This is a genomic window from Achromobacter sp. NPDC008082 (assembly GCF_042957345.1).
Classification (GTDB): domain Bacteria; phylum Pseudomonadota; class Gammaproteobacteria; order Burkholderiales; family Burkholderiaceae_B; genus Achromobacter; species Achromobacter kerstersii_A.
The window spans coordinates 540,993-567,042 of record NZ_JBIBIB010000003.1; the positions used below are offsets into that span (position 1 = coordinate 540,993).

Below are 26,050 nucleotides of genomic sequence, written 5' to 3' on the forward strand. Positions count from 1 at the left end.
GTTTTGACGTCAGCCGGGTGGTTTTGAAGTCAGCCGCGTTTACGACAAACCCGCCCGCCTCGTCAGGCCGTGCCGTTGCGGCCATACAGCCGGTAGCCCTCGCGGGCGGCAAGCCGGTCGTAGTAGGCCGCGATGGCGGGCAGGGCGGTTTTAGCGACGCTGCCGAAAGGCGTGCAGAACCAGCGGTTGACGGATAAACCAATAGGAATATCCGCCAGCGTGAAATCCTGCCCCGCCACATACGCGCCAGTGCGCGCCAGTTGTTGCTCCAGAATGCCCATGGTGTGCGACCAGCTCTGGCACGATGCCTCGATGCTGGCCGCATCCGTATGCGCGGGCGATTGCCGCGCAAGCGCCATGAAGGCGTAGCTCCATGACCGGTTCAGATCGGTCGCCTGCCAGTCCATCCACTGATCGATACGCGCCCGCAGTTTTGGTTCGGCGGGGTAGAGAAGCTGCCCGTCATATTGCGCGCATAGGTATCGGATGATGCTGTTCGATTCCCACAGCACGAAATCACCGTCTTGAATGACGGGCACGATGGCGTTGGGGTTCAAGGCCAGAAAGGCGGGGTCGCTCGTCGGCTGAAAGCCCGCACCCCAGTCTTCCCGCGTGAACGGCAGGCGGAGTTCGGCGCAGGTCCACAACACTTTGCGCACATTGATGGACGAGGCCTTGCCTAGTATGTTCAGCATCTTGCAGCGGTGGCTGGAGGGGAATGTGCGCCAGTCTATCGGCGTGAAAGGCGCGCCGCCAGATACAGATCGGGGCTGCGCCGGGGGTAACAGCGCAGGGCGGGATCAACCCCCGTCCCTTCAACCCCCCGCGGCATCCGGCTGGCTGCGCAAGCGCCTCACGGGTGACGCGAACAACACCAGAAACTGCACCAGGAACCCGGCCGTGGACACCCACAGGCAGGCGTCCAGGCTGACGCGCGCGGCCAGCGTTGCGCCGATCAGCGCGCCCACGGGCCGCGCGCCGAACGTCGCGGTCAGGATCACCGCCGACACGCGGCCCAGCAGCGCATTCGGCGTCACCGCCTGGCGCAACGTGGTGGTGGTGATGGTCCATAGAATTGGCCCGGCGCCAAACAGAAAGAAGCCCACCGCGGCCCAGGGGCCGGACGCATAGGCCAAGGTCGACAGCAGAATGCCGCTCGCCACAAGCGCCGATAGCGGACCCAACGCGATCATCGCGCCGAACGACAGCCGGCGCGCAAGCCAGGGCGCGGCCAGCGCGCCCGCCAGCATGCCGGCGCCATACACGCCCAGCGTCACGCCCACCCCAGCCGCCGACAACGCCAGCCGTTCAATGGCGTACACCACGTACACGGCCTGGAGCACGAACCACGCAGTGTTGAAGAACACAGCGGTGATCAGCACCGGCCGCAACAGCGGATGCGCCACGACAAACGCCGCGCCCGCGCGCAGTTCGGCCAACACATCGCGGCGGGCCGTGGGCGTGGGCGCGTCCGGCGGCAAACCCGCCAGCAGCACGGCGGCCAATAGCGACAAGGTGGTGGCCAGCACATAGGCCGTGGACGCGCCCATCCAGCCCACCAGCGCGCCGCCTGCGGCCGGCCCCGCGGAAAACGCGCAGCTGCGCGCCAGTTCCAGCCAGCGGTTGGCGCTGGCCAGTTCGCGGGCAGGCACCAGCCGCGGCACCAGCGCCGGGGCGGCAACGTTATAGGCTACGGTGCCCACCGCGCCTAAAAACCCCAGGGCCTCCAGCCACACCAGGCTGAGCCCGCCCAGCCATAGCAGCGCCAGCAAGGCCAGCAAGCTGCACGCGCGCACGCACTCGGCCGCTGTCATCAGCGCGCGGCGCGACTTGCGGTCGGCCAGCACGCCCGCGGGCAGGGACAGCAGCAGGAAGGGCAAGGTCTGCGCGGTTTGCAGATAGCCCGTCTGCGCGGCGGTGGCGTCCAGCGCCAGCACGGCCACCAGGGGCGCGGCCGCCAGCGCCATCTGTTCGGAAAACTGCGCGGCCAGATTCGAGGCGGCCAAACGGCGGAAGGCAGAGGGCAGGGCAGGCATGGGCAACGCCATCAGGCGCTCGAAAACAACAAGGGCACGATCATGATCGCGCCCTTGTGCGCCCGCACTCCGGTCCTTGCCATGGGCAAGGGCGGAAGAGGTGATTAGGTCAGGGAATGGGCGGATAGTCGCCGTAGCCGTCGGGCCAGGGCGTCAGCACTTCGTAGCCGGTTTCCGTCACGACGACCATGTGTTCCCATTGCGCCGACAGCGAGCGGTCTTTCGTGACCACCGTCCAGCCATCCGGCAATTGCTTGGTGGCGGGCTTGCCGGCGTTAATCATCGGTTCAATCGTGAACATCATGCCGGGCTGCAGCACCAGGCCTTCGCCCGGGCGGCCGTAATGCAGCACTTGCGGTTCGTCGTGATAGATCTGGCCAATGCCGTGGCCGCAGTATTCGCGCACGATGGAAAAGTGTTCGCGATGCGCCACCGTTTGAATGGCGTGGCCAATGTCGCCCAGCGTGGCGCCGGGTTTCACCGCCATGATGCCGGCGCGCGTGGCTTCGTACGTGGTGTTGACCAAACGGCGCGCCAACTGGCTGGGCTGGCCCACGTAGTACATGCGGCTGGTGTCGCCGAACCAGCCGTCTTTGATGACGGCCACGTCAATGTTCAGGATGTCGCCGTTCTTCAGCACCTTGGAAGACGGAATGCCGTGGCAGATGACGTGGTTGACCGACGCGCAGATCGTCTTCGGAAAGCCGTGATAGCCGACGTTGGCCGGAATGGCTTTCAGCACGTTCACGATGTAGTCGTTGCAGATGCGGTCCAGCTCATCGGTGGTGACGCCGGGGCGCACGTGTTCGCCGATCATATGCAGCACTTCCGCCGCCATCGCGCCGGCCTTGCGGGCCATTTCGATATCGGCGGCGGTCTTGATGGAAACCTTTCTTGCCATTTACGCGGCCTCCTGCTGGATGCCGTCCGGCAAGCGCCGGGACAAGGACGCAATGGTGAAGCCTTCGGCCTGCTCGATGCGGATCAGCAATTGGCAGATGTCCGCGTGGCGCAGTTCGGGATAGAGCTCGGACAGCATGCCGATGCGCATCCAGTGTTCAGCTTGGGAATTGATCGAGCGGCTGAGTGCGCCGCTGGCGACGCGCAGATTTTCGTGCATCTGCTCGGAGACTTTGACGAGGCCCATGAGGGAATGATCCGTATATGGTTTGTATATGGATCGTATGGTAATGCCGAAAAGGGGCGGCGCGCAAATCAGGCGGCTGGAAGGTGACGAAGCCGCCTTCAGCGCGATCCGCGCGATCAGCGCGATCAGCGCGATTAGCGCGTCTTGGCGCGCGACGTTTTTTTGGCTGCGCCGGATTTGGCTGCGCCGGCTTTGGCGGCCCCCGCCTTGGCCGCGCCCGAACGCCCCGCCTCTTTGGGGGCGGGCGCCGTTGCGGCTTGAATCTGCTCCATCCACATCAGCGCGTCGGTGTACGACAGGAACTGCTGCAAATATCCCGGAGACAGCTCGCGCATCAGCGACAGCGCGCGGTGCACCAGCTGATTCGAATTCAGCGGGCCGGCGTTCTTGTGGACCTGTTCCTGCGACTGCCGCACCTGACGGTCGGCGCTGACGCGCGACCACACCGCGCGGAAATACTCCAGCATCTGCACATCGGGGTAGGCTTCGCGCAGCCCCAGCGCGTCGCGCGTCCAGGCGGCGTCGCCGTCCGGCGCATCCGGATACGCCAGGTAATCGATCAGGCCGGCCAGCGCGCTGCGGGCATCGTCGGCAGGGGGCGTTTCCTGCTCGGCGGCGGGCGCGTCCAGCAAGGCTTCATAGGCGCCAAGCAAGCCCGCCAATTTCTCGTCCAGCAACTGCCGCGCGGGGCCATCCAAGGCGGCCGTGCGCCGCGCCATGGCGGCCAGGAACTGAAAGCGCACCGGGTCGGCGCGGTCAGCGCCGCTGTCGCGCCAGGCGTCCAACGTGGCTTGTGCGTCGCAGGGGAGGCCCGCGCTACCGTCACTGCTCACGCGGCTTTCCCGGCTCGTTGGACGGCTTGGGGATCGGGGTGATCTCCACGCGGCGGTTCTTGGCGCGCCCTTCCTCGTCGGCGTTGGACGCTACCGGCTGCTCCGAGCCGAACGCGGCGGCGAACACGGTGGACGACGGCACGCCTTCGTCGATCAGCGCACGCGTCACCGTCAAGGCGCGCTGCGCCGACAAGTCCCAGTTGTCCGCAAAACGGCGGTTGCCTTCGCGCACCTGCTGGTCGTCGGTATAGCCGCTGACCATCAGGATTTCGTCGTGCGTCTTCAGATACGCGGCCAGCGGCTCGATCAGCGTCTTCAGAATCTCCCGCCCTTCGGGCTGCAACTGGTCAGAGTTCAGCGCAAACAGCACGCTGCCGCTGATGCCGATGCGGCCATTGATCAGGGTGACGCGGCCCGCCGCAAGCGGCCCGGCCAGCGCCTGCTCCAGCGTTTCGCGCCGTTGTGTTTCTTCCTGGCGCTGCTTGACCTCTTCTTCCAGCTGCGTCGACAACTGCAACTGCACGCCGATCACGCTGACCAGGATCAGCACAAAGGCGCCCAGCAGCACCGACATCAGGTCGCCAAAGACGGCCCAGGCGGGGGAGGAGGCCTCGACGCCGCCGTCGATGTCTTCGCTCATGCGGCTTCCGCTCCGGCGGTGGCGCGCTGGACGGCCAGCTGTTGCAGGTTCTCGATGATCTGCTTTTGCGACATCAGGCTCAGGTCAACCACTTCACGCGCTTGCGCCACGTAGTAAGACAGCTGCTCGTCGCCCCGCGCGATGGACTTGTCCAGCGCCGCTTCGATGCGTTGCAGGTGCGCAACCAGCTTGTCGTTGGACTCGCCGAACAGCTGCACCGCCGTGCCGAAGGATTCGCCCAGGCTGGCGACTTCCACGGCGCTGCTGGTCACGTGCGCCGCCACGTCGGCAAGCTTGCCGGTTTCGGCTTCGACGCGGTCGGTGAACTGCGTGCCGACGCGTTCCAGCAGCTCGGCCGACGAGGCCACCAGCGCGTCCACGGCCGTGCGTTGCTCGGCGGCGGTGTGGTTGACGGCGTTCAGCAGCGTGTCCAGCGTGTCGAGCAGGCGGTTGCGCTCTTCGAGCATGTCGTTGTCGCGCACCATGCTGTCCGACAGCTTCTGGCGCAGTTCGCCGATGACGTCCGCCGCGGCCTTCGGCGCTTCGGATGCGGCTTGCACCAAGCGGCTGATCTCGGCAATGGTCTCGCTGGCGTGCGCCTGCGTTTGCGACGTGATGTCGTGCGCGGTCTGCGCCAGCGTGTCGGCCACGGCGGCCAGCTTGCCGGTCCAGGCGGCCAGGCGCGCTTCGTCCTTCGCAGCCAGCTCGGCTTGCAGCGCCGAGTGCGATTGGTCCAGCGTTTGCAGCAGCGACGCCGAGTGTTGTTCGAACGTAGCGGCCGCCGTTTCCAGCGCCTGTTGATGGCTCGCCGCCAATTGCTGGCCGACCTGCTCTTGACGCGTCTGGGCGTCGGTCCAGGCCTGTGTCACGTGGCTGGCCGCCGTCTCCAGACGGGTCGATGCGGCCTCCAGCACGGTTGCCTGCGCTTCTGTTTGTGCGGTGATGTCGCGGGTGGTTTGCGCCAGGGCCTGCGTCAGCGCTTCCTGACGCGAGGCCGCCTGCACGCCCGCCAGCTCCCATTCCTGGCCCAGCGCGTCGGCCAGCGCGGCCAGCTTCGCGGTCCAGGCGGACAGCCGTGCCTCATCCTTGGACGCCAACGCCGCTTGCAGATCCGCGTGCGACTGGTCCAGCGTACGCAGCAACGACGCCGAGTGTTGTTCGAACGTGGCGGCGGCGGCTTCCAGCGCTTGCTGGTGGTTCGCCGCAAGCTTTTCGCCGACCTGTTCCTGGCGCGCCTGCGCATCCGTCCAGGCCTGCGTCACGCTGCTTGCCGCCGTTTCCAGGCGGGCCGACACGGTCTCCAGCAGGCGGGCTTGCGCTTCCGTCTGGCCGGTGACGTCCAGCGCGGTCAAGGCCAGCGTGTCGCTGATTTCCTGCTGGCGGGCCACGGTGTGCTCGCCCGCGGCCTTCCATTCCTGGCCCAACGTGGCGGCCATGGCCGTCAAGGTGCCGGTCCACGCCGCCAGACGCTCGTGGTCTTGTGCGGCCAGCGCGGCATGCAGATCGGCGTGCGATTGTTCCAGCGTGCGCAGCAAGGACGCCGAATGCTGTTCGAACGCGGCGGCGGCGGTCGTCAAGGCTTGCTGATTGTCGGCGGCCAGCTTCTCGCTGACTTGCTCCTGGCGGGCCAGCGCGGTGGTCCAGCGGTCAGACACGCTGTTCGCGGCGGACTCCAGACGGGCCGACACGCTTTCCAGCAGCTGCGCCTGCGCTTCGGTTTGCGAGGTGATGTCGCGTGCGGTGCGCGCCATCGACTCGCTGATGGCTTCTTGCCGGGTGGCGGCCTGCGTGCCAGCCTGTTCCCATTCCTGGCGCAGCGTGGCGGCCATGGCGGCAAGCGAATCCGTCCAGGCGGACAGACGCTCGTGGTCCTTGGCGGCCAGCGCCGATTGCAGGTCGGCGTGCGACTGATCCAGCGCGCGCAGTAGCGACGCCGAGTGCTGTTCGAACGCGGCGGCGGCGGTGGTCAGGGCCTGTTGATTGTCGCGGGCCAAGGTCTCGCTGACCTGTTCCTGGCGCGACAAGGCCGAGTCCCAGCGGGCCGACACGTTGTTGGCCGCGGCTTCCATGCGCGCCGACACTCCTTCCAGCACGCTGGCTTGCGCGGCGGCCTGGGCGTTGATGTCGCGCACGGTTTGCGCCAGCGTGTCGCTGATGGCTTGCTGACGGGCGGCGGCTTGCGTGCCAGCCTGTTCCCATTCCTGGCGCAGCGTGGCGCCCATGGCGCCCAGCGTTTCCGTCCAGGCGGCCAGGCGTTGCTGATCGCGCGAGGCCAGGTCCGATTGCAGCAACGCGTGCGAGTCGTTCAGCGTGCGCAACAGCGACGCCGAGTGTTGTTCAAAGCTGGCGGCGGCGGCCGTCAGGGCTTGCAGGTTGTCGCCCGCCAGCTTTTCGCTGACGCGCTCCTGGCGCGACAGCGCCGAGGTCCAGGCCTCGGACATATTGCCCGATGACGTTTCCAGGCGTGCCGACACGCCATCCAGCAGGGCGGCCGAACGTTGCTCAAAGGTTTCGGCAAAGCGGTCGAGCGACGCGCGCAAGTCTTGCGCCAGCGTTTCGCTTGCGCGCTGCTGGCCGGCCAGCGCCTGGTTCCAGATGTCGGCCACATTGGCGGTAGACGATTGGAAGCCGGACGTCAGGCTGCTCAGTTGCTGCTGCACGGCTTGCGTCACCGTGTCTTGCAGGCTGGCGGTTTCGCGCGACAGGCTGGCCATCGTGGCTTCCACGACGGGCTGCAAGGCCACGCCGGCGGAACGCGCGCTTTCGGCCACGCCTTCCTTCATGGACTGTTCCATCACCGAGGCCAGGCGGGCGTAGGCGGCTTCGGCCTTGTCCTGGAACGCATCCTGGCTGGCCAGTTGGCGGTCATTGATGGCGCGGGTTTGCTGCTCCATGTTTTGCATCATGGCTTGCAGGCGGTCTACCAGCGTGGGCATGGCTTCGGCCTGACGCTGCATCACTTCCGCTTGCCGTTGCAGCAGCTTGAAGGATTCTTCGCGTTGATAGCTTTGCGAGTAAACGCGCAAGGTCGTGGCGATCTTGGTGTCCAGCGATTGGGCCGCCTGCACGCGTTCACGGCGGCACAGCGCGGCCAGCAGGCCCAGCATGGCGGAGGTGGCCACGCCGGCAATCGACGTGCCAAAAGCAAAACCCAAGCCCTTGACCGGTGCGGCGAGGGATGCGCGGATGGCGCCCAGGTCGGTCGCGCTTTCCAGCGCCATGCCGGTGCCGCGCAGCGTCACGACCATGCCCAGGAATGTGCCCAGCATGCCCAGCAACACCAGCAGGCCGACCAGATACGGCGTCAGCGCCGGGCCGGGCAAGCCGACCCGTTCGCCTTCCACGCGCAGGCGCGCGGCGTTGCGCAGGCTGGGATGCAGCTGATCCAGCCACGACCCCAGGCTGGCCGGCGCTTCGGATAGCGATGCCGTGGACCGGGTCAGCGTGGACGTGGCCTGCTGATACCGCAGCAGCTCCCACGCGCCCGCCAGATAACAGACGCCAATCAGCAGCGTCACGGCCAGCGCCAGCGGGTTCGTGCCCGCATAGCCCGCGCCAATCCAGCCCACAACGGCCAGACCGGCCAGGAATACAACGAAATTGATCAGAGTCTTGGACATAGTGTCCTGGTTAGCTGGCGCGAAGGGCGGCAAGCAGCCCTTCGACCGGTTGTAAACGAACATCCAATTCGGCAAGCAGGACGCTACGCATATCCTTGCGGAACACGTCCAGCCAGGCGCCGGGGGTAATCGGCTGGGGGGCGGTTGCTGACCCGGGTACGGACGAGGATGGCCTGGCGGCCGTTGCCGCCGCATCCTCGGCCAGGCCGGCATCGCCGCCTTGCGCTTCAGCTTGCGCGTCAGCTTGCGCTAGTGCTTTGGCGTCGGCGCTGGCTTCTCCTTCCGGGGGCGCCAACGCCGCCGCCTCGGCCAGCCGCAGGCGCTCAAAATGCGTCTGTAGCAGCTTTGGAATCAGCCCAAACAGCGCGCGTTCCTTGGGCAGCAGTGCGCGGTCCATGATGGCGTCCACGACGGCCAGCCGTGTCATTTCGCCATTTCTGGCCGCCACCATGCCGCGCAAACGGCTGCGCAAATTGCCCACGCTGGTCTCCATCGTGTGCTGCAACGACTGATACCGCTGACGAAAATTCGAGTAATCGGCCTCGGCTTGCTCTACGGCCGCCGACTTCTTGGCGGGCGCTTGTCCGGGAACGAGCCGCTTGGCGGCCGTGGCCGCCGTATCGCTGGCGATGGCGTCGGCCAGCGTGGTCCGGACACGCACGCATTCGCGCTCTTCGGCACTGCTGAACTGACGCGCGCCCGGGGCGATCACCGGCGGGCGGGTATTCAAGGCCGCGGAAAGCGCGATCGCATCCGTCCAACCGAGCCACTGGCTCAAATGGTCGGACAGCGATTGCCTCGATTCCGGAACGTCGACATCCGTCAGGCGAGTCAGCAAGCGAATGAGCGTCGGGCCGCTTAAACCTGTGCGCTGTGGGGCTTGCAACATACCACCAGAGTCAAAAAGGGGGGAGTTTACACGCTGACGGGCAGGTTAAGGGTGGGGTGAGGGCGGGGTGATGGCTGCAAGTGTCATAAATAGGGACGCATTGCTTTGGCCCTGATCACTCCCTGTCATCCCCGCTGGCCCATTGGCTCAGGTCGTCGACGGGGCGGGGCAGATACCCTTCCAGCGTCTGCGCGATCCAGGCGGGGTCTATATAGTTGTAGGTCGATTCAATCACCCAAGACAAAAAGTCCTGCGGGCCGCCATTCAGATACGGGGGCGGCGACACCGGCTTGAAGACGGTGGGCAGCTTGTCGTGGATGGACGCGTCGTTCAGCACAAAGCCCAATTCCTGCACGACTTGCCAGGCCAGCGGGTTCTGAAGGTCGATATTGAACTTGACCCACCAATAGGCATCGCTTGTCACCTGCGAAGACAGCACGTTCACGCCTGGCATCCGCGACAGATAATCCACCAGCTTGGGCAGCCCGGCTTTCAGCACGGCGGGGTCGATGGCTTCAACCGGCGGGGTGATCGATTCCAGCTTCTTCAGAATGTGCGCGTGCAGCGTACGGTTGGCGTCCGCGGCCTCGCGTTCCAGCGGTTTTTGCAAGCTCTTGGGTAGCGTCAGTTCCATACGTTCCTGTGATGGCGGGTTGAACCCGGAGGCGGGCGGCCCCGCATTGTGCCAATTTGCGCGCCATCCGGCACGCGCCACGGGCCAAGCAGCAGTGGTAGATTGTTTCGCACCCGAATGCCAAGGCGGATAGGGACGTGGCCGAGATATCCATGGATGTTCTGATTGCGAGCGCGGCGCGCGCCTTGGCCGCGGGCGACCCGCTGGGCGCGCTGAACCTCGTGGCGTTGCGTGACGAGGCCCCCGCGCTGGCCTTGCGCGGCATCGCCATGGCGCAACTGGGTGATTTTTCGCGGGCGAAGGCGCTGCTGCGCAACGCGGCGCGGGCCTTCGGGCCGGCGCATCCCCTGGCGCGCGCCCGCTGCGTCGTGGCCGAAGCCGAAGTGGCGCTGGCCTCGCGGGATCTGGCCTGGCCCGAAAAATCGCTGGCCGCCGCCCGCGCCACCCTGGCGTCCCATGGCGACCCGGCCAACGCGGCGCATGCCGCGCACCTACAGGCGCGGCGGCTGTTGTTGCTGGGCCGCCTGGACGACGCCGATCAAATGCTGGCGGACATGAATGTCAGCGCGATGCCCGCCGCGTCGCGCGCCATCCACGCGCTCATCGCGGGCGGAATCGCGTTGCGCCGGGTGCAGGCGAACGCAGCAGGCGCAGCGCTGGCTCGCGCCCAACACGCCGCACGGCTTGCCGGCATTCCCGCCTTGATGGCCGAAGTGGATCACGCGTTGCAGACGCTGCATGCCCCCGCCGCGCGCGAAGTCCTGCCAGACGGCGCGTGCGATCTGCGGCTGGATGAGGTCGAGGCGCTGCTGGCGTCCCCCGCGCTGATCATCGACGCGTGCCGTAACGTCGTGCGCCAAGAGGGCCAGTCGGTGCCGCTGGCCGGCCGCCCCGTCTTGTTCACGTTGGCGCGTCTGTTGGCCGAGGCCTGGCCGCAAGACGTGACCCGCGAGCTGCTGATCGCGCAGGCGTTTCGTACCGGCTTTCAAGATGATTCCCATCGCGTGCGGCTGCGCGTGGAAATCGGACGCTTGCGCACGGCATTGCGGCCGCTAGCGGGCATCAGCGCCACGCGGCACGGCTTCGTGTTGCGGCCGCATGCGGGCGCCAAGGTTGTGGTGCTGGCGCGCCCCGTTGACGTGCCTGACCGCGACCACGCCGCCGTGCTGGCGTGTCTGGTCGATGGCCAGGCGTGGTCCAGTTCTGCGCTGGCGTTGGCGCTGGGCGCAAGCCAGCGCACGGTGCAGCGGGCGTTGGATGCATTGGCGGCATCGGGTCAGGCGCAACCGTTGGGGCATGGCCGCGCACGCCGTTGGACGACGCCCGCCGTGCCGGCATTCACGACAAGCTTGTTACTCCCGGCATTGCTGCCCGGTCAGTAGCATGAAGTCTCCTCTTTCAAGGACACAGTCATGAAACGAACCCAAGCCCAAATCCTCCGTGAATACGGCCCGTTCCCGGGTGTCGACAGCGTGCATGGCGTCACCTACGACGGCCATCAGGTCTGGATTGCCGTTGGCGAAAAGCTGATTGCGCTGGACCCCGATAGCGGCGACACCCCGCGCGCGTTGAACGTAGTGGCCAACGCCGGCACGGCCTTCGACGGCAAACACCTCTATCAAATCGCCGAAGGAAAAATCCAGAAGCTGGACCCGGCCAACGGCAAGGTCCTGTCCACCATCCCCGCGCCTGGTGGCGGCGGCGATTCCGGCATGGCCTGGGCCGATGGCTCGTTGTGGGTCGGCCAGTATCAGCAGCGCAAGATCTATCAGGTGGACCCCGGCACGGGCAAGGTGCTGCGCACGATCGACTCCGATCGCTACGTCACGGGCGTGACCTGGGTGGACGGCCAGCTCTGGCACGGCACATGGGAAAACGACGCCAGCGAATTACGGCGCCTGGAGCCGGACTCGGGCGCTGTATTGGAAAGCGTGGAAATGCCTGCGGGCGTGGGCGTGTCGGGTTTGGAGTCGGATGGCGCCGGCCGCTTCTTTTGCGGCGGGGGCAATTCCGGCAAAGTCAGGGCGGTGCGGCGCCCCGAGTAGAATCGGCCGATGTCCGCCATGGCTGCTGGGGGGCGGCAAGCGGCGCCACGTCGCGTTATGCGCCGCTTGCCCGCACCACCCGGCGCTATCCCGCAACACGCAGCGCGAATCCGCTGCACGCTAGGAACCGCATGAAATTTGCTCCGCTAGGCATATTGGGCTTGGCCGCGATCGGCTTCACGGCCCAGGCCCAGCCCCAGCCCCTTGTCATCCCCACGCCGGAAGAGGCTCACGCCGCCGTGCTGACCCTGCTGGGTGATGATCTTCCCGGAATGAAGACGTCGCAACTGGCCATCGGCACCTGCCTGCCCGCACCCAAGCCGTCGCACAAGGGCCGGGTGTCTTGCACCACCATGCTGCTGATGCCTGCCGGCACGTCCGAGGCGCCGATGGACTTCTATCAGGACGGCGGCAAGTGGGTGGCCTCGCCGCCGACCAATATGGAACTGCCGTTTCCCGACCCCAAGCTTACCGACAAGCATTGGGTGGACGGCAAGGGCAAGCCGTAGGGGCGTCAAGCCGCGGCGTCCCGCAGCAGCACATCCTCGTAAAACGCGCCGATGGGCTGGTGCTGATCGCGCACCTGAATCTCCAGCACCCAAATCCCATCGCCCGGCACGAAATCCGCATTGGCCAACTGATGCTTGCCATACAGCGCATGCGGAAAATCCGACACGCGATGGCCGGGTATCTCGTGCACCAGCTTGCAGCCCAGCGCGTGCGCGTAGGTGTCGGCCAGCGCATACAGCGCTTGGCCCGTCATGCCTTGCAGCCACGCCAGGCGCGTGCGTTCGAAGACACTGCGTGCGGCGTCGGCGCAGCGCTGCTGGTCGGCGTTGGCGCCGGTGACGAAGGTGTCGCCATAATCGCCTTCATACCCGTCCCAAACCGGGCCGATATCGATGACGAAGATGTCGTCTTCGCCCAGCCGCCGCTGGCGGTCGGTGGCTTGCACCGCAGGCGATTGCGAATCGGCGCCGAAGCGGATGTAGGTGGGGTGCCAGTTGTGTGACGCGCCCATCTGGCGCAGGTGCGCGTCGGCCAGTGCGATGGCGTCGGCGGTGGTGATGCCGGCCGTCATCAGCGCGGCGATCTCATGCACGGCGGTGATGGAACGTTGGCGGGCGTGCAGAATGCCGTCCATCGTAAAGCGTTCGCTGACGCGTTCCCAAGGGTGAGCGGGAAGGGAGGGCGCAGACGCAAGCGTGGCGCTTGCCGGTAGAAACGCTTCCGACTGAAAGCGGCCGTCGGGCAGCCCGGCATCACGCAAGCGCGCTTGGGCTGCGCGCACCATTGCCCCGTTGCCGCAGGCGTAGACCAGCGTGCGCGCCCAGTCATGGCCGGCTTGCGCGGCGCGGTCTTGCACGTAGTGCGCGCCGTCGGGCCGGGCAGTCGCATCGCCTGACAGAACGGCGTGCCAGCGGAACGCCGGGCCTTTGCCTTGCAGCGCATTCAAGAGGCCGCTGGCGTAGCAGTCCTCTTGCTGACGCGCCCCCCAGTACAGCGTTACGGTGGTGTAGTGATCGCTTTCCAAGGCGCGCATCAAGATCGGAAACACGCCGGCCAAGCCCGTGCCGGTGGCCAGCAGCACCAAGTGGCTAACCCCCTGTGGCGGCGTGCATGGCAACACACACGCGCCGTGCGGGCCGTCCAGCGTCAAGGCGTCGCCGGGCTGTAATGCAGGCAAGACGCCGTTGGTGAAACTGCCTTGCGGGGTGCGGCGGATATGGAATTCCAGCCGACAGGCGCCTGCCGCGCCGGGCGCATTGGCAATCGAGAAGCTGCGGCGTCCGCCATCCTTCAGCAGCAGCTGCACGTGCTGGCCGGGCAGATAATCGAACGCGTCATTGCCTTGGATTTCGATGATCAGTTGCGTCACGTCCGTGGCCAGCGGCCGGCACGAGACGACGCGCGCCTCACGGCGCTGCGCGGGGCGGGCGGGCGCGGTCCAGTGCGTAAAGCGCAAGCTCAGATCGCTGACGGCTCGGCATTGGCACATCAGCAATTCGTTAGGCGCTGGCACGTAGGAACGTTCGGTCGGCGCGGTGATGGGTTCGAAGTCACCGGCCACCACCTGCGCCCGGCACGAGCCGCATTCACCGCGTTGGCACGAGAACGGCACGGGCGCGCCCTGAGCCAAGGCCGCATCCAGAATGGACGTGCCGCCATCGCTTGTGAACGAGCCGGTTTCCAGTGTGATGGTGTAGGGCGATGACATCGATGTCTTCCTGATTGACGTAGGAAAAAAGGAATCTGGTGACGCCAATCTATCGATAGAATGGCTTATCGAATAGAGCCATATTCATAAAAATGAGCAAGCCACTTAGCGAGCGAAACAGCGCGCACCCACGCCTTGGTGACGGCACGGGCGCGGGCACCGGCACCGGAGCGAGCTCCAGCACAGGAATGCGCGCCGGCGCCGGCATACGCGTGCGCACAAAACAGGAGTCCAGCCTGGACCTGCCGGCCGACCCGCCCCGCGCAGGCGAATCCAAACAGGCCTGGGTGTACCGGCAGATTCAGGAACGCATCTTGAATGGCGTGCTGGCGGAGGGCGCCCGCCTGCCATCCACGCGTGAACTGTCGGCGAGGTGGCAGGTGTCGCGTTCGACGGTTGAAGCGGCCTATGACCAGTTACGCGGCGAAGGCTACACGGCGGGCACGGTGGGATCAGGCACCTACGTGTCGGCGGTGATTCCCGACAACTTCTTCCGCAGGGGCTTGCCTGGCGGCGGCGCCAGCATCGGCACCCGCCCCGGGCAGACCGGCCATGGCGGCGCTGCTCAGTCCGCAACCCTCGCATCCCCCGCATCCCCAGCAGCCCCAGCAGCCCCAGCAACCCCAGCCACCCCCACGCTCTTGTTCGCCGCGCGAACCGCCGACGCATCGCTCTTTCCGATGCCGGCGTGGCGCAAGGGCTTGATGCTCAGCGCGCAGCACGTCACGCCCAGCCAGTTGGCCAATGAGGAATCCCAGGGCTGGTTGCCATTACGCGAGCAGATAGCGCGCTATCTGGGCGCGGTGCGCGGCATTCCGTGTGAGCCGGATCAAATCGTCATCCTGACGGGCATCCGCGATGGCCTGGACCTGAGCGCCCGCTTGTTGCTGACGCGCCAAGACAAGGTGCTGATCGAAGATCCCGGCTACCTGACCGCCGTGCCGCTGTTCAGCCAGTTCACCCCCAAGGTGATTCCCATCGCCATTGATGAGCACGGCTTTTCCGTTGCGCGCGCCAAACGCCAGCGCGGTGTGAAGCTGGTGCACGTGACGCCCGCGCACCAATCGCCCACCGGCATCACCATGCCCGTCTCGCGCCGCCTGGAGCTGCTGGCGTGGGCCGCGGAGCAAAACTGCTGGATTGTCGAAGACGACTACGACAGCGAATTCAACTACGACAGCGCGCCGCTGCCCGCGTTGAAAAGCCTGGACACCGCCGACCGCGTCATTCACCTGGGCAGCTTCAACAAGACCCTGTTCAACGCGTTGCGCATCGGCTATGCCGTCTTGCCCAAACGTTGGGTGCCTGCCTACACGCGCGCGCGCCACACCACCGGGCGGTCCAACAGCATGATTGAACAGATGACGTTGGCCCGCTTTTTGGAAGACGGCAGTTTCGCGCGCCATATCCGCAAAGCGCGCGCGGTGTATGCGCAGCGGCGCGATCTGGTGATGCACGAACTGGCGCAAGCCGTGGGTGATGAACCCTTGCGCGTCAGCGGTGAACACGCGGGCTTTCATATGCTGTGGTGGCTGCCTGCGGATGCGGATATGGCCGGGATGCAGGCGCGGGCGCGGGCCATGGGCATCGGCGTGCTGCCGCTATCGGATTTCTGCCGTCGCGTGACCTTGCCGCCTGGGCTGGTAATCGGCTACAGCGGCTTGTCAGCGCCCCAGATCGCGCAACAGGGCGCGCAGCTGCGCACGCTGCTGGCGGGCGGCGGGCCCGCCGCATGAGCCGGCCGGGTTCGGCCACGCCGGGACGCGCGCTTAGAATATCGCCCCGGCCATCGGCCACCCCCATCGGAGTAAGCAGGCATGAATTCGTATCCCGCCTTGGCGCAAGCCCACGGCATCCCGTTGCCGGCCTTGTTGCGCCATTTGATTGAAGCGGGCCTGGCGGATTACGGCGCGGACGTCAAAGCCTGGGTGGCCAGCTGGAAGGCGAACACGCTGGCGGCGCAGCCCGCGTTGTCGTGCATCGACGACTTCGAATGGATCAAGGCGGACGAGGCCGCAGAAACCATCGATGAATGGTTGAATCCCGCCTATCAGCATGGCCGCCGTTTTCTGCCTTTCGCGCAAACGGGGGCGGGCGATATGTTTTGCCTGACGCCGCTTTCCAACGGCGGCGTGGGCGTGGCGCTGGTCTGGCACGACGACGACACCAGCAAGGTCGAAGCGGTGTCATTCGACGTGTTCGCCTATGAGGCCTTGGTGCGCAGCGCGGCGGATGTCTCGCACCGGATCGATGAAAAATTCAGTCGGGCTGAAGCCGCGCAGTGCGTGGCCGCAAACATCCGCGCCGTGGCGCCGTTGCTGCCGCAAGACCTGCGCGCGGAACTGGATGGCATCGCCCAGTTGTTGGCGGGCTCTGACGGGCAGGCGGACGGCCCGGCGCTGATTCCAGACACAGCGGTCAACGCCGCATTGGCGCGGGTGCCTGCCGTGCAAGACGCGCCATTCGCCGTGGTGGCGCGCTGGGAGTGCGGTGAGGTCTGACTAGTGCTTTCGGCTAGGGTAATTCCTGACAACAAGCTGATTGTCAGCGGTTTGTCAGGAAGGTTTAATCAGCACAAAGTTGCAAAGCAGTCGTAGCCCCGACACCGGGAAGCTCGCAGCAGGCGTTTCCCCGCGTCCTCGCAGGTGCAGTTACTACAAGCTGGTCCGTGTAGTCCACCCAAGGAGACAACAAGCCATGCAACAGGTCACCAAGCCCCGCCGCAAGTTCATTTCCGGCGCTGCCGCCGCAGGCGCCGCCGCCCTCGGATTCCCCGCTGTCACCCGGGCGCAGAACGCGCCCATTTCCCTGCGTTTTCAAAGCACCTGGCCCGCCACCGACATCTTTCACGAGTTCGCCCGCGACTACGCGCAAAAGGTCAACGATATGGCCGGCGGCCAGTTGAAGATCGAAGTGCTGCCAGCGGGCGCCGTCGTGAAAGCGTTCGACTTGCTGGACGCGGTATCGGCCGGCACCTTGGATGGAGGACACGGCGTGGTGGCCTATTGGTACGGCAAGAACACGGCCGTGGCGCTGTGGGGCTCGGGTCCGTCGTTCGGCATGGACGCCAACATGTTGCTGGCCTGGCACGAGTACGGCGGCGGCAAGGAATTGCTGGTTGAAATCCAGAAGGCCATGGGCGTGAACGTGGTGTCGCTGATGTACGGCCCCATGCCGACGCAGCCGTTTGGCTGGTTCAAGCGGCCGGTCACCAAAGTCGAAGATGTGAAGGGCGTGAAGTTCCGCACCGTGGGGCTGGCCATCGACATGTACACGGCCATGGGCGCGGCGGTAAACGCCTTGCCGGGCGGCGAAATCGTGCCGGCGCTGGACCGCGGTTTGCTGGACGGCGCGGAGTTCAATAACGCGTCTTCCGACCTGGCGCTGGGCTTTCAGGACGTGTCCAAGATCTGCATGCTGCAAAGCTTTCACCAAAGCGCCGAGCAGTTCGAAGTGCTGTTCAACAAAGCCAAGTACGACTCCTTGCCGCCGCACCTGAAAGCGGTGCTGAGCTATGCCGCGCAGGCGTGCAGCGCGGACATGTCGTGGAAGGCGGCCAACCGGTATTCGCAAGACTACGTGAAGCTGCAAAAGGATCACAACGTCAAGTTCTACAAGACGCCAGACGCCATTCTGCAAGCGCAGTTAAAGATCTGGGACGAGATGATCGCCAAGCGCTCGGCCGAAAACCCGCTGTTCAAAAAGGTGCTGGATTCCCAGCGGGCCTTTGCAGAAAGAGTGGGGCGCTGGCACGGCGACGTGTCGGTGAATTACCGGATGGCGTACAACCATTATTTTTCGCGCAGCACGAAGCCGGCCTGATCGTTGACCAGGCCTAGCGATGATCCGTCTTATCCGCCTGATTGACCGCGTCTCCACCTTCGTCGGCAAAACCTTCGCCTGGCTGATTGTGGTGCTGGCCCTGCACGTGTGCTGGGAGGTGGCGGCGCGGTATCTGCTGAATCAGCCCAGCGCGTGGGCGTTCGACTTGCAGATGATGTATTACGGCATCCTCTTCATGATGGCCGGCGCCTACACGCTGGCCAAGAACGGCCACGTGCGCGGCGACATCCTGTACGGCTTTCTGCCGCCGCGCGTGCAGGCCGGATTAGACCTGCTGTTGTTCATCGTGTTCTTCTTTCCCGGCGTCATCGCGCTGGTGTGGGCGGGCTGGTATTACGCCGCTTATTCGATCGCCATCGGCGAGCATTCGTCGCTGATGGCCAACGGGCCGCCCATCTATCCCTTCAAGGCGTTCATCCCGATCGCAGGCGCGTTCCTGCTGCTGCAAGGCGTGGCCGAAGTGTTGCGCTGCGTGCTGTGCCTGCGGCGCGGCGCGTGGCCATCGCGCGAAGAAGACGTCGAAGAAGTGGACGTGGACAAGCTGAAGAAGATGGTCCACGTGAAAGACGAAGACATCGCCCAACTTGACCGCTATGTGACCGCCCCCGGGGAGCCGCGCCGATGAAGATCCACAAGGCGTTGTGGTTTGGCCTGTCATGCATCGGGATCGTGCTGGCGATGATTGCGTTCCTGACGCCGTGGGGCCAGCTAACAACGGGGCATATCGGGCTGCTGATGCTGGCGCTGATCGTCGTGGCCATCATGCTGGGCTTTCCGACGGCGTTCACGCTGATGGGCATGGGCGTGCTGTTCACGTTCCTGGCCTATTACATGCAAAGCGCCGACGCGGGGCGGTCGATCGGGCAGACGCTGGACCTGATGGTGCAGCGCACGTACGCCACGATGACGAACGATTCGCTGATCTCGATTCCGCTGTTCGTTTTCATGGGGTATCTGGTTGAACGCGCCAACCTGATCGAAAAGCTGTTCCGGTCGATGCATCTGGCGCTGGCGCGGCTGCCCGGCGCGCTGGCGGTGGCGACCTTGGCCACCTGCGCCATCTTCGCCACGGCCACCGGCATCGTCGGCGCGGTGGTCACGCTGATGGGGCTGTTGGCCATGCCCGCCATGTTGAAGGCGGGCTATAGCGTGCGGCTGACGGCGGGCGCCATCACGGCGGGCGGCTGTCTGGGCATACTGCTGCCGCCGTCGGTGATGCTGATTGTCTATGGCGCCACCACCGGCGTGTCGGTGGTGCAGCTGTACGCGGGCGCGCTGTTTCCCGGAATCATGCTGGCCGGGCTGTACATGATTTACGTGATCATCGTGGCCAAGCTGCGCCCCGACATGGCGCCGCCGCTGCCGGTCAGCGAACGCGGCGTGCCGCTGTCGCCCGAAGCGAAGACGCTGGCGGCCACCGGGTACACGCGCGCGCTGACCGGCATGGTGGCGGCGCTGTTCAAGGGCCGGCGCAATCGCGATGTGCCGTTCGGTTTTCTGGTGCGCAACATGGCGACGGTGCTGGCGCCGCTGGCCGTCACCGTGCTGCTGGTGGCGGTGGTGCACCACGGGCTGACGCGGCCGTTGGTGGAATATGAAATTCCGGCCGAGTTGCAGCTGGGGTCCGGCGGGTTTGATGCTGGTGGGTTTGATTCTGGCGGCTTTGATTCGGGTCTGAGTGAGCCGCCCGCCGATGGGCTTGCCGAGCCGCCCGGGTCCAACGACCCGTCTCCCGGGTTGATGGAACCGCCAGGCACGCCGCAAAACCCGGCCTCAAGCGCAGCGGTCGAGCCTGCCCCGGAACCCGCCGCTGCGGCCGCCAATGAAACGCGCCCCGCACCTACCGGCTTCTGGATCTTCGCCGCCATCTGCGCGGTCGTGCTTGCCGTGTTCTACGCCGCGCTGACCTGGGCGCGGCTGGAAATCTTCAAGATGCTGATGGGGTCGTTCTTCCCCTTGGCGGTGATGATCGCCGCTGTCTTGGGCTCTATCGCGTTCGGGCTGGCGACCCCCAGCGAAGCCGCCGCCATGGGCGCGATGGGCGGCGCCTTGCTGGCGCTGGCGTACCGGCGGCTGAACCTGCCGGTGCTGCGCGAATCGGTGTTCCTGACGGCCAAGACCAGCGCCATGGTGTGCTGGCTGTTCGTGGGCTCGTCGATTTTTTCTGCGGCCTTCGCGCTGCTGGGCGGCCAGCGCATCATCGAAGAATGGGTGCTGTCGCTGGGGCTCACGCCGATCCAATTCCTGCTTCTGGCGCAGGTCATCATCTTCCTCTTGGGCTGGCCGCTGGAGTGGACTGAGATCATCGTGATCTTCATGCCCATCTTCGTGCCGCTCTTGAACGCCTTCGGCATCGACCCGTTGTTCTTCGGCCTGCTGGTGGCGCTGAACCTGCAAACGGCGTTCCTGTCTCCCCCCGTGGCGATGTCGGCGTTTTATCTGAAGGGCGTGTCGCCGCCGCATGTGACGCTGAACCAGATTTTCCTGGGCATGATGCCGTTCATGGGCATTCAGGTCGTGGCGATCTTCCTGCTGTACATGTTCCCGGGTATCGGCATGTGGCTGCCCACGGTGCTGTACCGATAGGCGGGTGATCCAGAAAGACCGGCCCATGCGAAACCTGGCCGGTCGGCGTATGCTTTCGTCAGCACCATCCTGGACACACTAACAGGGAAGCTGACGATGACATCTACACCCCCCTCAGCACAGCAGGCACGGCCGTTGGAGATCGGTGATATCACCGTCATCGACAACTCCAAGCTCAAGAAGGCCGTGACGGCCGCGGCGCTTGGCAATGCCATGGAATGGTTTGATTTCGGCGTCTACGGGTTTGTCGCCTTTGCGTTAGGCAAGGTTTTTTTCCCCGACGCCTCGCCCGCCGTGCAGACGATTGCCGCCCTTGGCACGTTCTCGGTGCCGTTCCTGGTCCGCCCGTTGGGCGGCGTTTTTTTTGGCGTGATGGGCGACAAGTTCGGGCGGCAGAAAGTGTTGTCGCTGACGATCATCATCATGGCGATCAGCACCTTTTGCATCGGGCTGATTCCGTCCTATCAGTCCATCGGCATCTGGGCGCCGGTGCTGCTGCTGGCGTGCAAGCTGGCGCAGGGGTTTTCGGTAGGGGGCGAATACACGGGCGCGGCGATCTTCGTGGCCGAGTACGCGCCCGACCGGCAGCGCGGCTTTCTAGGCAGCTGGCTGGATTTTGGCTCTATCGCCGGCTTCGTGCTGGGCGCAGGCATGGTCGTTCTGCTGCAAACCATATTGCTGGAGCAGACCTTCCTGGACTGGGGCTGGCGCGTGCCGTTCTTCGTGGCGGGGCCGCTGGGCCTGCTTGGCCTGTACTTGCGCCACGCGGCGGAAGAAACGCCCGCGTTCACGCAGCAGCTGGAAAAAATGGAAAAGGAAGACCAGGACGCGGTGCAAGAGCGGCCCACGGTTTCCTTTCGCGAGATTTTTTCCAAGTACCGCAAGGCGCTGCTGATCTGCATTGGCATGGTGCTGGTGACGAACATCACCTACTACATGCTGTTGACGTATATGCCGACCTACCTGACGAGCAATCTTGGGTATTCCGAAGAGCATGGCGTGCTGATCATCATTGTTGTGATGATCGGCATGCTGTTCGTGCAGCCCGTGGTGGGCTTCGCCAGCGACAAGGTCGGCCGCAAGCCGTTCCTGCTGGCAGGCAGCGTGGGCCTGCTGGTGCTGGCGGTGCCGGCGTTCACGTTCGTGGGCAGCGACAACACCGGGCTGATCTTCCTGGGCCTGCTCTTCATTGCCGTGCTGCTCAATTGCCTGACGGGCGTCATGGCGTCGACGCTGCCCGCGCTGTTCCCCACGCGCATTCGCTATAGCGCGCTGGCAAGTTCTTTCAACGTGGCGATCATCATCGCCGGCTTGACGCCGACGCTGGCGGCCTGGCTGGTCGAAGAAACGGGCAACCTGATGATGCCCGCCTATTACCTGATCGTCGCCGCAACCATCGGCTTGATCACGTCGTTCTTCCTGCCAGAAACCGCGAACCGGCCGCTGCGGGGCGACACGCCCAACGCGTCCAGCAAGCACGAAGCCAAAGCGCTGCTGAAAGAGGCTTACGAGACCATCGAGCAAAGCGTGCAGGACGTCGACGCCGAAATCGCGGAAATGGAAGCCAAGCTGGAGGTCTTGCGCCAGCGGCGCCAACGGCTGGCGGACCGGCATCCTTCATTGGAATAGCGCGCGGCGCGCTGCTGGCATCGCGGGAGGGTCTACTCGGTCACCAGATAGGCCTGGCCGCCGGGCTTCACAATCGGCGCCAGGTCCTTGAACGGCACCGTCGCGTGCGTGCCCAGGCACACGCCCATCGCGTGGCCGATGCCGGATATCGACAAGCTCAACACGCCCGGCGCTTCCGTTCCCAAGGCCAGATAGCTGGGCCACAGGTCCGAGCAGCTCTCACGCAGTTTTTCTTCGGTGTCGCCCGTGATGGCTTCGGCGGCCACCCGCGCGCGGGCTTTTTCCATCAGCGCCAGCAGGGTCGGCGTTTCCTTGCGCCAGCCGTTTTCATCGGGCACATAGGCGTCGAAGATGCGGTTCCAGTCCAGGTATTCGCCGCGCAGCAGATCGAACGTATAGGGCTCGAAATGGTTGTCGGGGTGCGCGCCGCCGCAGTACAGGCTGCCGGATTCCGTCACCGTCATCAGCGCGGGCGACAACCACTGCACGGTGATGGCTTCGTCGTCGTAGCTGCCCAAGGTGCCAGATGCCGGGTTGCCGTTGGTATAGGCCGACGCCATGCACGCCAGCGCGGCCAGATTCATTTGCCAGTGGCGTTGTTCCAGCAGGTGGTTGATGCGGGCCAGCACCTGCGGGTTGGGGTGCCGGCTTAAACGCGGGTAGCTGAACTTCGTGCGCGGGTCGCTCCATAGCCGGTACGCAACCGGGCCTGCGCCGCTGTCCGGGCCGACCGGCGCCGCGTGGCCGGCAAGCTTCAGGGTGTCGTAGGGCGCGTTAGCGGCATTGATGCCCACGTGGCGATTGATACCGCTGCCTGTGCCGCCGCTGATCGCGTCGGTGACGGCCTGCGCGCTGTCTGGCGCCAGCTTGTCGGGGTCGTACTCTGCGACGCGGCGCAGCGTGAATGTGCGCGTTTTTCCCGTGCGAGCGTCTTTCCATTGCCCGCGATAGCCGCTGGCATCGCGCTCGCCTTGCCACGTTGCAGCGGCGGCGGCGGGGTCCGTTTCCGGGTCTATGCCCAACTTGGCAATCTCTTGGTAAAGCTTCGGCTCCACCAGCGCCTGCGCCGTGCCCTTCAACGGAATGTCGACGCCGTGCTTCGGGTAGAAGTAGCGCCCGTTCAGCTCGCCATTGGCGCCGGCCTGGCTATCCAGTTCCATGACCACATCGCCCGCGCCTTGCAGCGTGCCGGTGTAGACGGTGCGTGAAGCGGCATCGGCCGTGCCCCCAAACAGCGGAAACACGGCCAGCGCCAGGGCGCCAAGCAGCAAAGGGGACGGGCGGCGAGCGGGCAGGGTCATGGGAAGGGCTCAGTCTTCAGAGGCGGACAACGTGACTTGTCCGAAGGTCATCCACACAAAGGCGGTCTCAGAGGCTTGCGCCCGGTACGTGCCGGTGGCTTCACCCAGGCGCATCGCAACGGCCGTGAATTCCCAGGCCAGCGCGTCATCGCATTGCACCTTGCGATGCGTATACGCGGGCAGGCCATGCGCCTGGCCAAACGCCAGCGCCAGTTGCGCGTGTTCCGACAATTCGACGGGCACCGACGGGTGGTCCCAACCCCACAAGAAGCTGCCGTCCGCCGTGTTCGACGTACCCACAATCTGCACCGGCGCCGTCGCGGTGATACCGCCCGGCAGTTGGAACACGATGCTCTCTTCGTCCATGTCCACCGACCACTGCTCGGCCTCGTCCAGATGCCAGGTGGCGCAGTGCGCGCTGGTCGCGGCTTGCATGCCCTCCAGGCTTTGGGCAATAAAGGCTTGAACGTCAAAAGGCTGCGTGGTGTCGGTCATGCTGGACGGTTCTTTGTAGGAGAAAAATCAGGATGATAGGGCATTGGGGCGAGGCAATACGTAGACATTCGTGTCGCGGTGGTAGTGCCGTTCTCGGGCGCTGAACACAAAACCCAGTTTTTCCAGGACGCGCCCGGATGCGTGGTTGCCGGGCCACACCACGGCGACCAGTTGGGGCACGTCCAGCGTGCGCCAGGCGTAGTCGCATAGAAGCTTGCCGGCGAGCGTTGCGTATCCATGGCCCCAGGCCGCGCGGCTCAGACGGTAGGCCAGCTGAAGCCGGCCAGAGTCCTCCAGCGGAACCAGGCTGATCCAGCCGACGGCGGCTTGGCCTACGACGATGGACCAATGGCCGATATCGGTTTGCGGTTCGGCCAGCCAAGCCAGAAGCTCCTGCCGCCGCGCTTCGGTCGCAGGCTTGACGCCCGTGCTGTGCTGCATGACGACGGGGTCGGCTTCCATCGCCAGAATCATGGGTACGTCGTCAGCTTGCACGCGACGCAAGGTCACAGTGTTGGACGGGGTGAGCATGGGCGCGAGTGGGGGAGTCAATGCCATGCCAGATGATACCGGTGGATTGTGGCGGTAGTGCCTGTTTGCATCAAACTGATTAGGTGCCTTACTATCGGCCGCTGAATCAAACTTGGAATGCGATCTTGCTCCCCACGCCACCCATGCTTGAACCCAAACACCACGCGCTGCTGGACGAAGCTGCGCGGCGGGGGTTGGACTCGGCCGACGACATCGGCCTGTGTTTTCAACTGCTGTCTTTAGCCAATGCGATCGACCGTGATTGCGCGGCTCGTCTTGCGCCGCGCCAGTTATCGGAAGGGAAATTCGTGCTGCTGTTCCTGTTGCACGAGCAGGCGGACGGGCTGTCGCCGCATCAGTTGGCGGACGGGGCGGGGGTGACGCGCGCCACCATTACGGGTTTGGTGGATGGGCTGGAACGTGACGGCTATGTGTCGCGGCAGGCGGGCACTGAAGACCGCCGCAAGATCATGGTGACGTTAACCTCGAAAGGAAAATCCATGGCGGCGAAATTGTTCAAGGAGCACACGGACTGGATTGCGTCCTTGTTCGGCAACCTGAGCGCACCCGACAAGGCGCAGTTAAGCGAATTACTGGCGCGCGTGTGGCATGGCACCGACACCGGGCGCGCCGCAATGAGAAAGGGCCAGCGGTGAGCGCGGCCGCATCGACCCGCGCGAAGCGCACCGCCGCTACGCTGCCCACTAAGCGTACCGCCGCTTCGCCGCCTACTAAGCGTACCGCCGCTTCGCCGCCTACTAAGCGTACCGCCGCTACGCCACCTGCTAAGCGCACCGCCGCTTCGCTGCCCACGAAGCGTACCGCCGCTTCCTCCGCTGCCAAGCCCGCCGGCCGCGGTGTGAAAGACATCAGCCCGGCGCGGCTGGCGCAGCTGAATGCGGGCGCGCCCGCCACCACGCTGACGGAATGCCTGGCCGTGGATTTCGCCGCGCTGATGCAGGCGGTGGCCCCGCAAGTCGGGCGCGAGGCCATTGCGCAGATGCAGGCGCACGCTGGCACAGGCATTTCCAAACGCATGGCGGTGGCGGCGCGTCTGCTGGCGGATCAACTGGGTGCCGACTGTGGCGCGATGCTGGCGGCGCATGCGTCTGACACAGTGCGCGGCTGGGCGTGCTTCGTGATCGGCGGGGTTCCTGATTTGACGCCCGGCGAGCGTCTGGAACGGATTCGCCCATTGGCCGACGATGCGCATTTTGGCGTGCGCGAATGGGCTTGGCTGGCGGTGCGTCCGCGCCTGGCCGCTGAACTGGAAACGTCCTTGCAAGCCCTGCAATCATGGACGCAAGACCCCTCGGAACGGGTGCGCCGCTTTGCCAGCGAATGCTTGCGTCCACGCGGCGTCTGGTGCGCCCACATTGCGGCGCTGAAGGCTGACCCGGCGCAAGCCTTGCCGCTGCTCTCGGCCTTGCGCGCCGACCCCGCCGTGTATGTGCAGGATTCGGTGGCGAACTGGCTGAACGACGCCAGCAAAGATCAGCCGGACTGGGTGCGCGACGTCTGCGCGCGGTGGCTGGCCGGCCAGCCGTCCGCCGCAACCGAACGCATCTGCAAGCGCGCGCTGCGTTCGATTGCGGCGTAACCG

The 26,050-nt window shown here is 65.5% G+C and carries 24 protein-coding genes; 11 read left to right on the plus strand and 13 right to left on the minus strand.

All coding sequences use genetic code 11. The annotated features are described in order from the left end of the window. Nucleotides 1–62 precede the first annotated feature (62 nt). The 9 genes from ACFZAI_RS14550 to ACFZAI_RS14590 all read right to left on the minus strand — a co-directional run bounded on the left by ACFZAI_RS14550 (nucleotide 63) and on the right by ACFZAI_RS14590 (nucleotide 9,799). Nucleotides 63–695 (minus strand): glutathione S-transferase family protein, encoded by a 633-nt coding sequence (locus ACFZAI_RS14550; protein WP_391567518.1) that lies wholly within the window; start codon nucleotides 693–695, stop codon nucleotides 63–65. Nucleotides 696–815: 120 nt separating this feature from the next. Then, a complete protein-coding gene (locus tag ACFZAI_RS14555; RefSeq protein ID WP_391567519.1) occupies nucleotides 816–2,036 on the minus strand; it encodes an MFS transporter in 1,221 nt (406 codons plus the stop codon). Nucleotides 2,037–2,145: 109 nt separating this feature from the next. Next, nucleotides 2,146–2,937, minus strand: a complete 792-nt coding sequence (gene map, locus ACFZAI_RS14560; protein WP_391567520.1) for a type I methionyl aminopeptidase — start codon at nucleotides 2,935–2,937, stop codon at nucleotides 2,146–2,148. Further along, nucleotides 2,938–3,183 (minus strand): ParD-like family protein, encoded by a 246-nt coding sequence (locus tag ACFZAI_RS14565; RefSeq protein WP_391567521.1) that lies wholly within the window; start codon nucleotides 3,181–3,183, stop codon nucleotides 2,938–2,940. 134 nt (nucleotides 3,184–3,317) lie between these two features. Continuing rightward, nucleotides 3,318–4,016 (minus strand): DUF2894 domain-containing protein, encoded by a 699-nt coding sequence (locus ACFZAI_RS14570; RefSeq protein ID WP_391567522.1) that lies wholly within the window; start codon nucleotides 4,014–4,016, stop codon nucleotides 3,318–3,320. Then, on the minus strand, nucleotides 4,006–4,656 hold the full coding sequence (locus tag ACFZAI_RS14575; protein ID WP_391567523.1) for an OmpA family protein: 651 nt from the start codon (nucleotides 4,654–4,656) through the stop codon (nucleotides 4,006–4,008). Before ACFZAI_RS14575 ends, ACFZAI_RS14570 begins: the two co-directional genes overlap by 11 nt. Then, nucleotides 4,653–8,276 carry a DUF802 domain-containing protein gene (locus ACFZAI_RS14580; protein ID WP_391567524.1) on the minus strand — a complete coding sequence of 1,208 codons (3,624 nt, stop codon included), beginning with the start codon at nucleotides 8,274–8,276 and terminating at the stop codon, nucleotides 4,653–4,655. The genes ACFZAI_RS14575 and ACFZAI_RS14580 overlap by 4 nt, the downstream gene beginning before the upstream one ends. Before the next feature lie 10 nt (nucleotides 8,277–8,286). Further along, nucleotides 8,287–9,165 (minus strand): DUF3348 domain-containing protein, encoded by an 879-nt coding sequence (locus ACFZAI_RS14585; protein WP_391567525.1) that lies wholly within the window; start codon nucleotides 9,163–9,165, stop codon nucleotides 8,287–8,289. Nucleotides 9,166–9,280: 115 nt separating this feature from the next. Further along, nucleotides 9,281–9,799 carry a hypothetical protein gene (locus ACFZAI_RS14590; protein ID WP_391567526.1) on the minus strand — a complete coding sequence of 173 codons (519 nt, stop codon included), beginning with the start codon at nucleotides 9,797–9,799 and terminating at the stop codon, nucleotides 9,281–9,283. Nucleotides 9,800–9,951: 152 nt separating this feature from the next. Between ACFZAI_RS14590 and ACFZAI_RS14595 the strand changes: the two genes are divergently transcribed. The 3 genes from ACFZAI_RS14595 to ACFZAI_RS14605 all read left to right on the plus strand — a co-directional run bounded on the left by ACFZAI_RS14595 (nucleotide 9,952) and on the right by ACFZAI_RS14605 (nucleotide 12,353). Next, a complete protein-coding gene (locus tag ACFZAI_RS14595; protein WP_391567527.1) occupies nucleotides 9,952–11,181 on the plus strand; it encodes a helix-turn-helix domain-containing protein in 1,230 nt (409 codons plus the stop codon). Between the two features lie 30 nt (nucleotides 11,182–11,211). Continuing rightward, complete coding sequence (locus tag ACFZAI_RS14600) at nucleotides 11,212–11,844, plus strand: DUF6923 family protein (protein WP_391567528.1); 633 nt, start codon at nucleotides 11,212–11,214, stop codon at nucleotides 11,842–11,844. A gap of 131 nt (nucleotides 11,845–11,975) precedes the next feature. Continuing rightward, nucleotides 11,976–12,353, plus strand: a complete 378-nt coding sequence (locus ACFZAI_RS14605; RefSeq protein ID WP_391567529.1) for a hypothetical protein — start codon at nucleotides 11,976–11,978, stop codon at nucleotides 12,351–12,353. A gap of 5 nt (nucleotides 12,354–12,358) precedes the next feature. On the opposite strand, the gene ACFZAI_RS14610 is transcribed toward ACFZAI_RS14605, so the two are convergent. Next, on the minus strand, nucleotides 12,359–14,062 hold the full coding sequence (locus ACFZAI_RS14610; RefSeq protein WP_391567530.1) for a M24 family metallopeptidase: 1,704 nt from the start codon (nucleotides 14,060–14,062) through the stop codon (nucleotides 12,359–12,361). Between the two features lie 212 nt (nucleotides 14,063–14,274). Between ACFZAI_RS14610 and ACFZAI_RS14615 the strand changes: the two genes are divergently transcribed. The 6 genes from ACFZAI_RS14615 (at nucleotide 14,275) to proP (ending at nucleotide 22,120) form a co-directional block, all read left to right on the plus strand. Then, nucleotides 14,275–15,798 carry a PLP-dependent aminotransferase family protein gene (locus ACFZAI_RS14615; RefSeq protein ID WP_391567531.1) on the plus strand — a complete coding sequence of 508 codons (1,524 nt, stop codon included), beginning with the start codon at nucleotides 14,275–14,277 and terminating at the stop codon, nucleotides 15,796–15,798. An 81-nt stretch (nucleotides 15,799–15,879) separates the two neighbouring features. Continuing rightward, nucleotides 15,880–16,563, plus strand: coding sequence for an SMI1/KNR4 family protein (locus ACFZAI_RS14620; protein WP_391567532.1), 684 nt, complete (start codon nucleotides 15,880–15,882; stop codon nucleotides 16,561–16,563). 196 nt (nucleotides 16,564–16,759) lie between these two features. After that, nucleotides 16,760–17,884 (plus strand): TRAP transporter substrate-binding protein, encoded by a 1,125-nt coding sequence (locus ACFZAI_RS14625; protein ID WP_391567533.1) that lies wholly within the window; start codon nucleotides 16,760–16,762, stop codon nucleotides 17,882–17,884. Nucleotides 17,885–17,903: 19 nt separating this feature from the next. Beyond that, nucleotides 17,904–18,530, plus strand: coding sequence for a TRAP transporter small permease subunit (locus ACFZAI_RS14630; RefSeq protein WP_391567534.1), 627 nt, complete (start codon nucleotides 17,904–17,906; stop codon nucleotides 18,528–18,530). Further along, nucleotides 18,527–20,491, plus strand: a complete 1,965-nt coding sequence (locus ACFZAI_RS14635; RefSeq protein ID WP_391567535.1) for a TRAP transporter large permease subunit — start codon at nucleotides 18,527–18,529, stop codon at nucleotides 20,489–20,491. Before ACFZAI_RS14630 ends, ACFZAI_RS14635 begins: the two co-directional genes overlap by 4 nt. A gap of 96 nt (nucleotides 20,492–20,587) precedes the next feature. Then, a complete protein-coding gene (gene proP, locus ACFZAI_RS14640) occupies nucleotides 20,588–22,120 on the plus strand; it encodes a glycine betaine/L-proline transporter ProP (RefSeq protein WP_391567536.1) in 1,533 nt (510 codons plus the stop codon). Nucleotides 22,121–22,152: 32 nt separating this feature from the next. Here proP and ACFZAI_RS14645 read toward each other — a convergent pair whose 3' ends face one another. From ACFZAI_RS14645 to ACFZAI_RS14655, 3 genes are read right to left on the minus strand one after another with little or no spacing between them, the layout of a single operon-like run. Continuing rightward, the gene (locus ACFZAI_RS14645; protein WP_391567537.1) at nucleotides 22,153–23,421 is read right to left on the minus strand and encodes a hypothetical protein; all 1,269 of its coding nucleotides are present in this window, start codon (nucleotides 23,419–23,421) and stop codon (nucleotides 22,153–22,155) included. 9 nt (nucleotides 23,422–23,430) lie between these two features. After that, a complete protein-coding gene (locus tag ACFZAI_RS14650) occupies nucleotides 23,431–23,916 on the minus strand; it encodes a DUF6882 domain-containing protein (protein ID WP_391567538.1) in 486 nt (161 codons plus the stop codon). 27 nt (nucleotides 23,917–23,943) lie between these two features. Continuing rightward, entirely contained in the window at nucleotides 23,944–24,474 is a 531-nt protein-coding gene (locus tag ACFZAI_RS14655) for a GNAT family N-acetyltransferase (protein WP_391567539.1), read from the minus strand. Nucleotides 24,475–24,590: 116 nt separating this feature from the next. Here ACFZAI_RS14655 and ACFZAI_RS14660 point away from each other — a divergent pair, with 116 nt between their 5' ends. Together ACFZAI_RS14660 and ACFZAI_RS14665 are read left to right on the plus strand one after the other, a co-directional pair. Continuing rightward, nucleotides 24,591–25,103, plus strand: a complete 513-nt coding sequence (locus tag ACFZAI_RS14660) for a MarR family winged helix-turn-helix transcriptional regulator (RefSeq protein ID WP_391567540.1) — start codon at nucleotides 24,591–24,593, stop codon at nucleotides 25,101–25,103. A gap of 203 nt (nucleotides 25,104–25,306) precedes the next feature. After that, nucleotides 25,307–26,047 (plus strand): DNA alkylation repair protein, encoded by a 741-nt coding sequence (locus tag ACFZAI_RS14665; protein ID WP_391567541.1) that lies wholly within the window; start codon nucleotides 25,307–25,309, stop codon nucleotides 26,045–26,047. Nucleotides 26,048–26,050 lie beyond the last annotated feature (3 nt).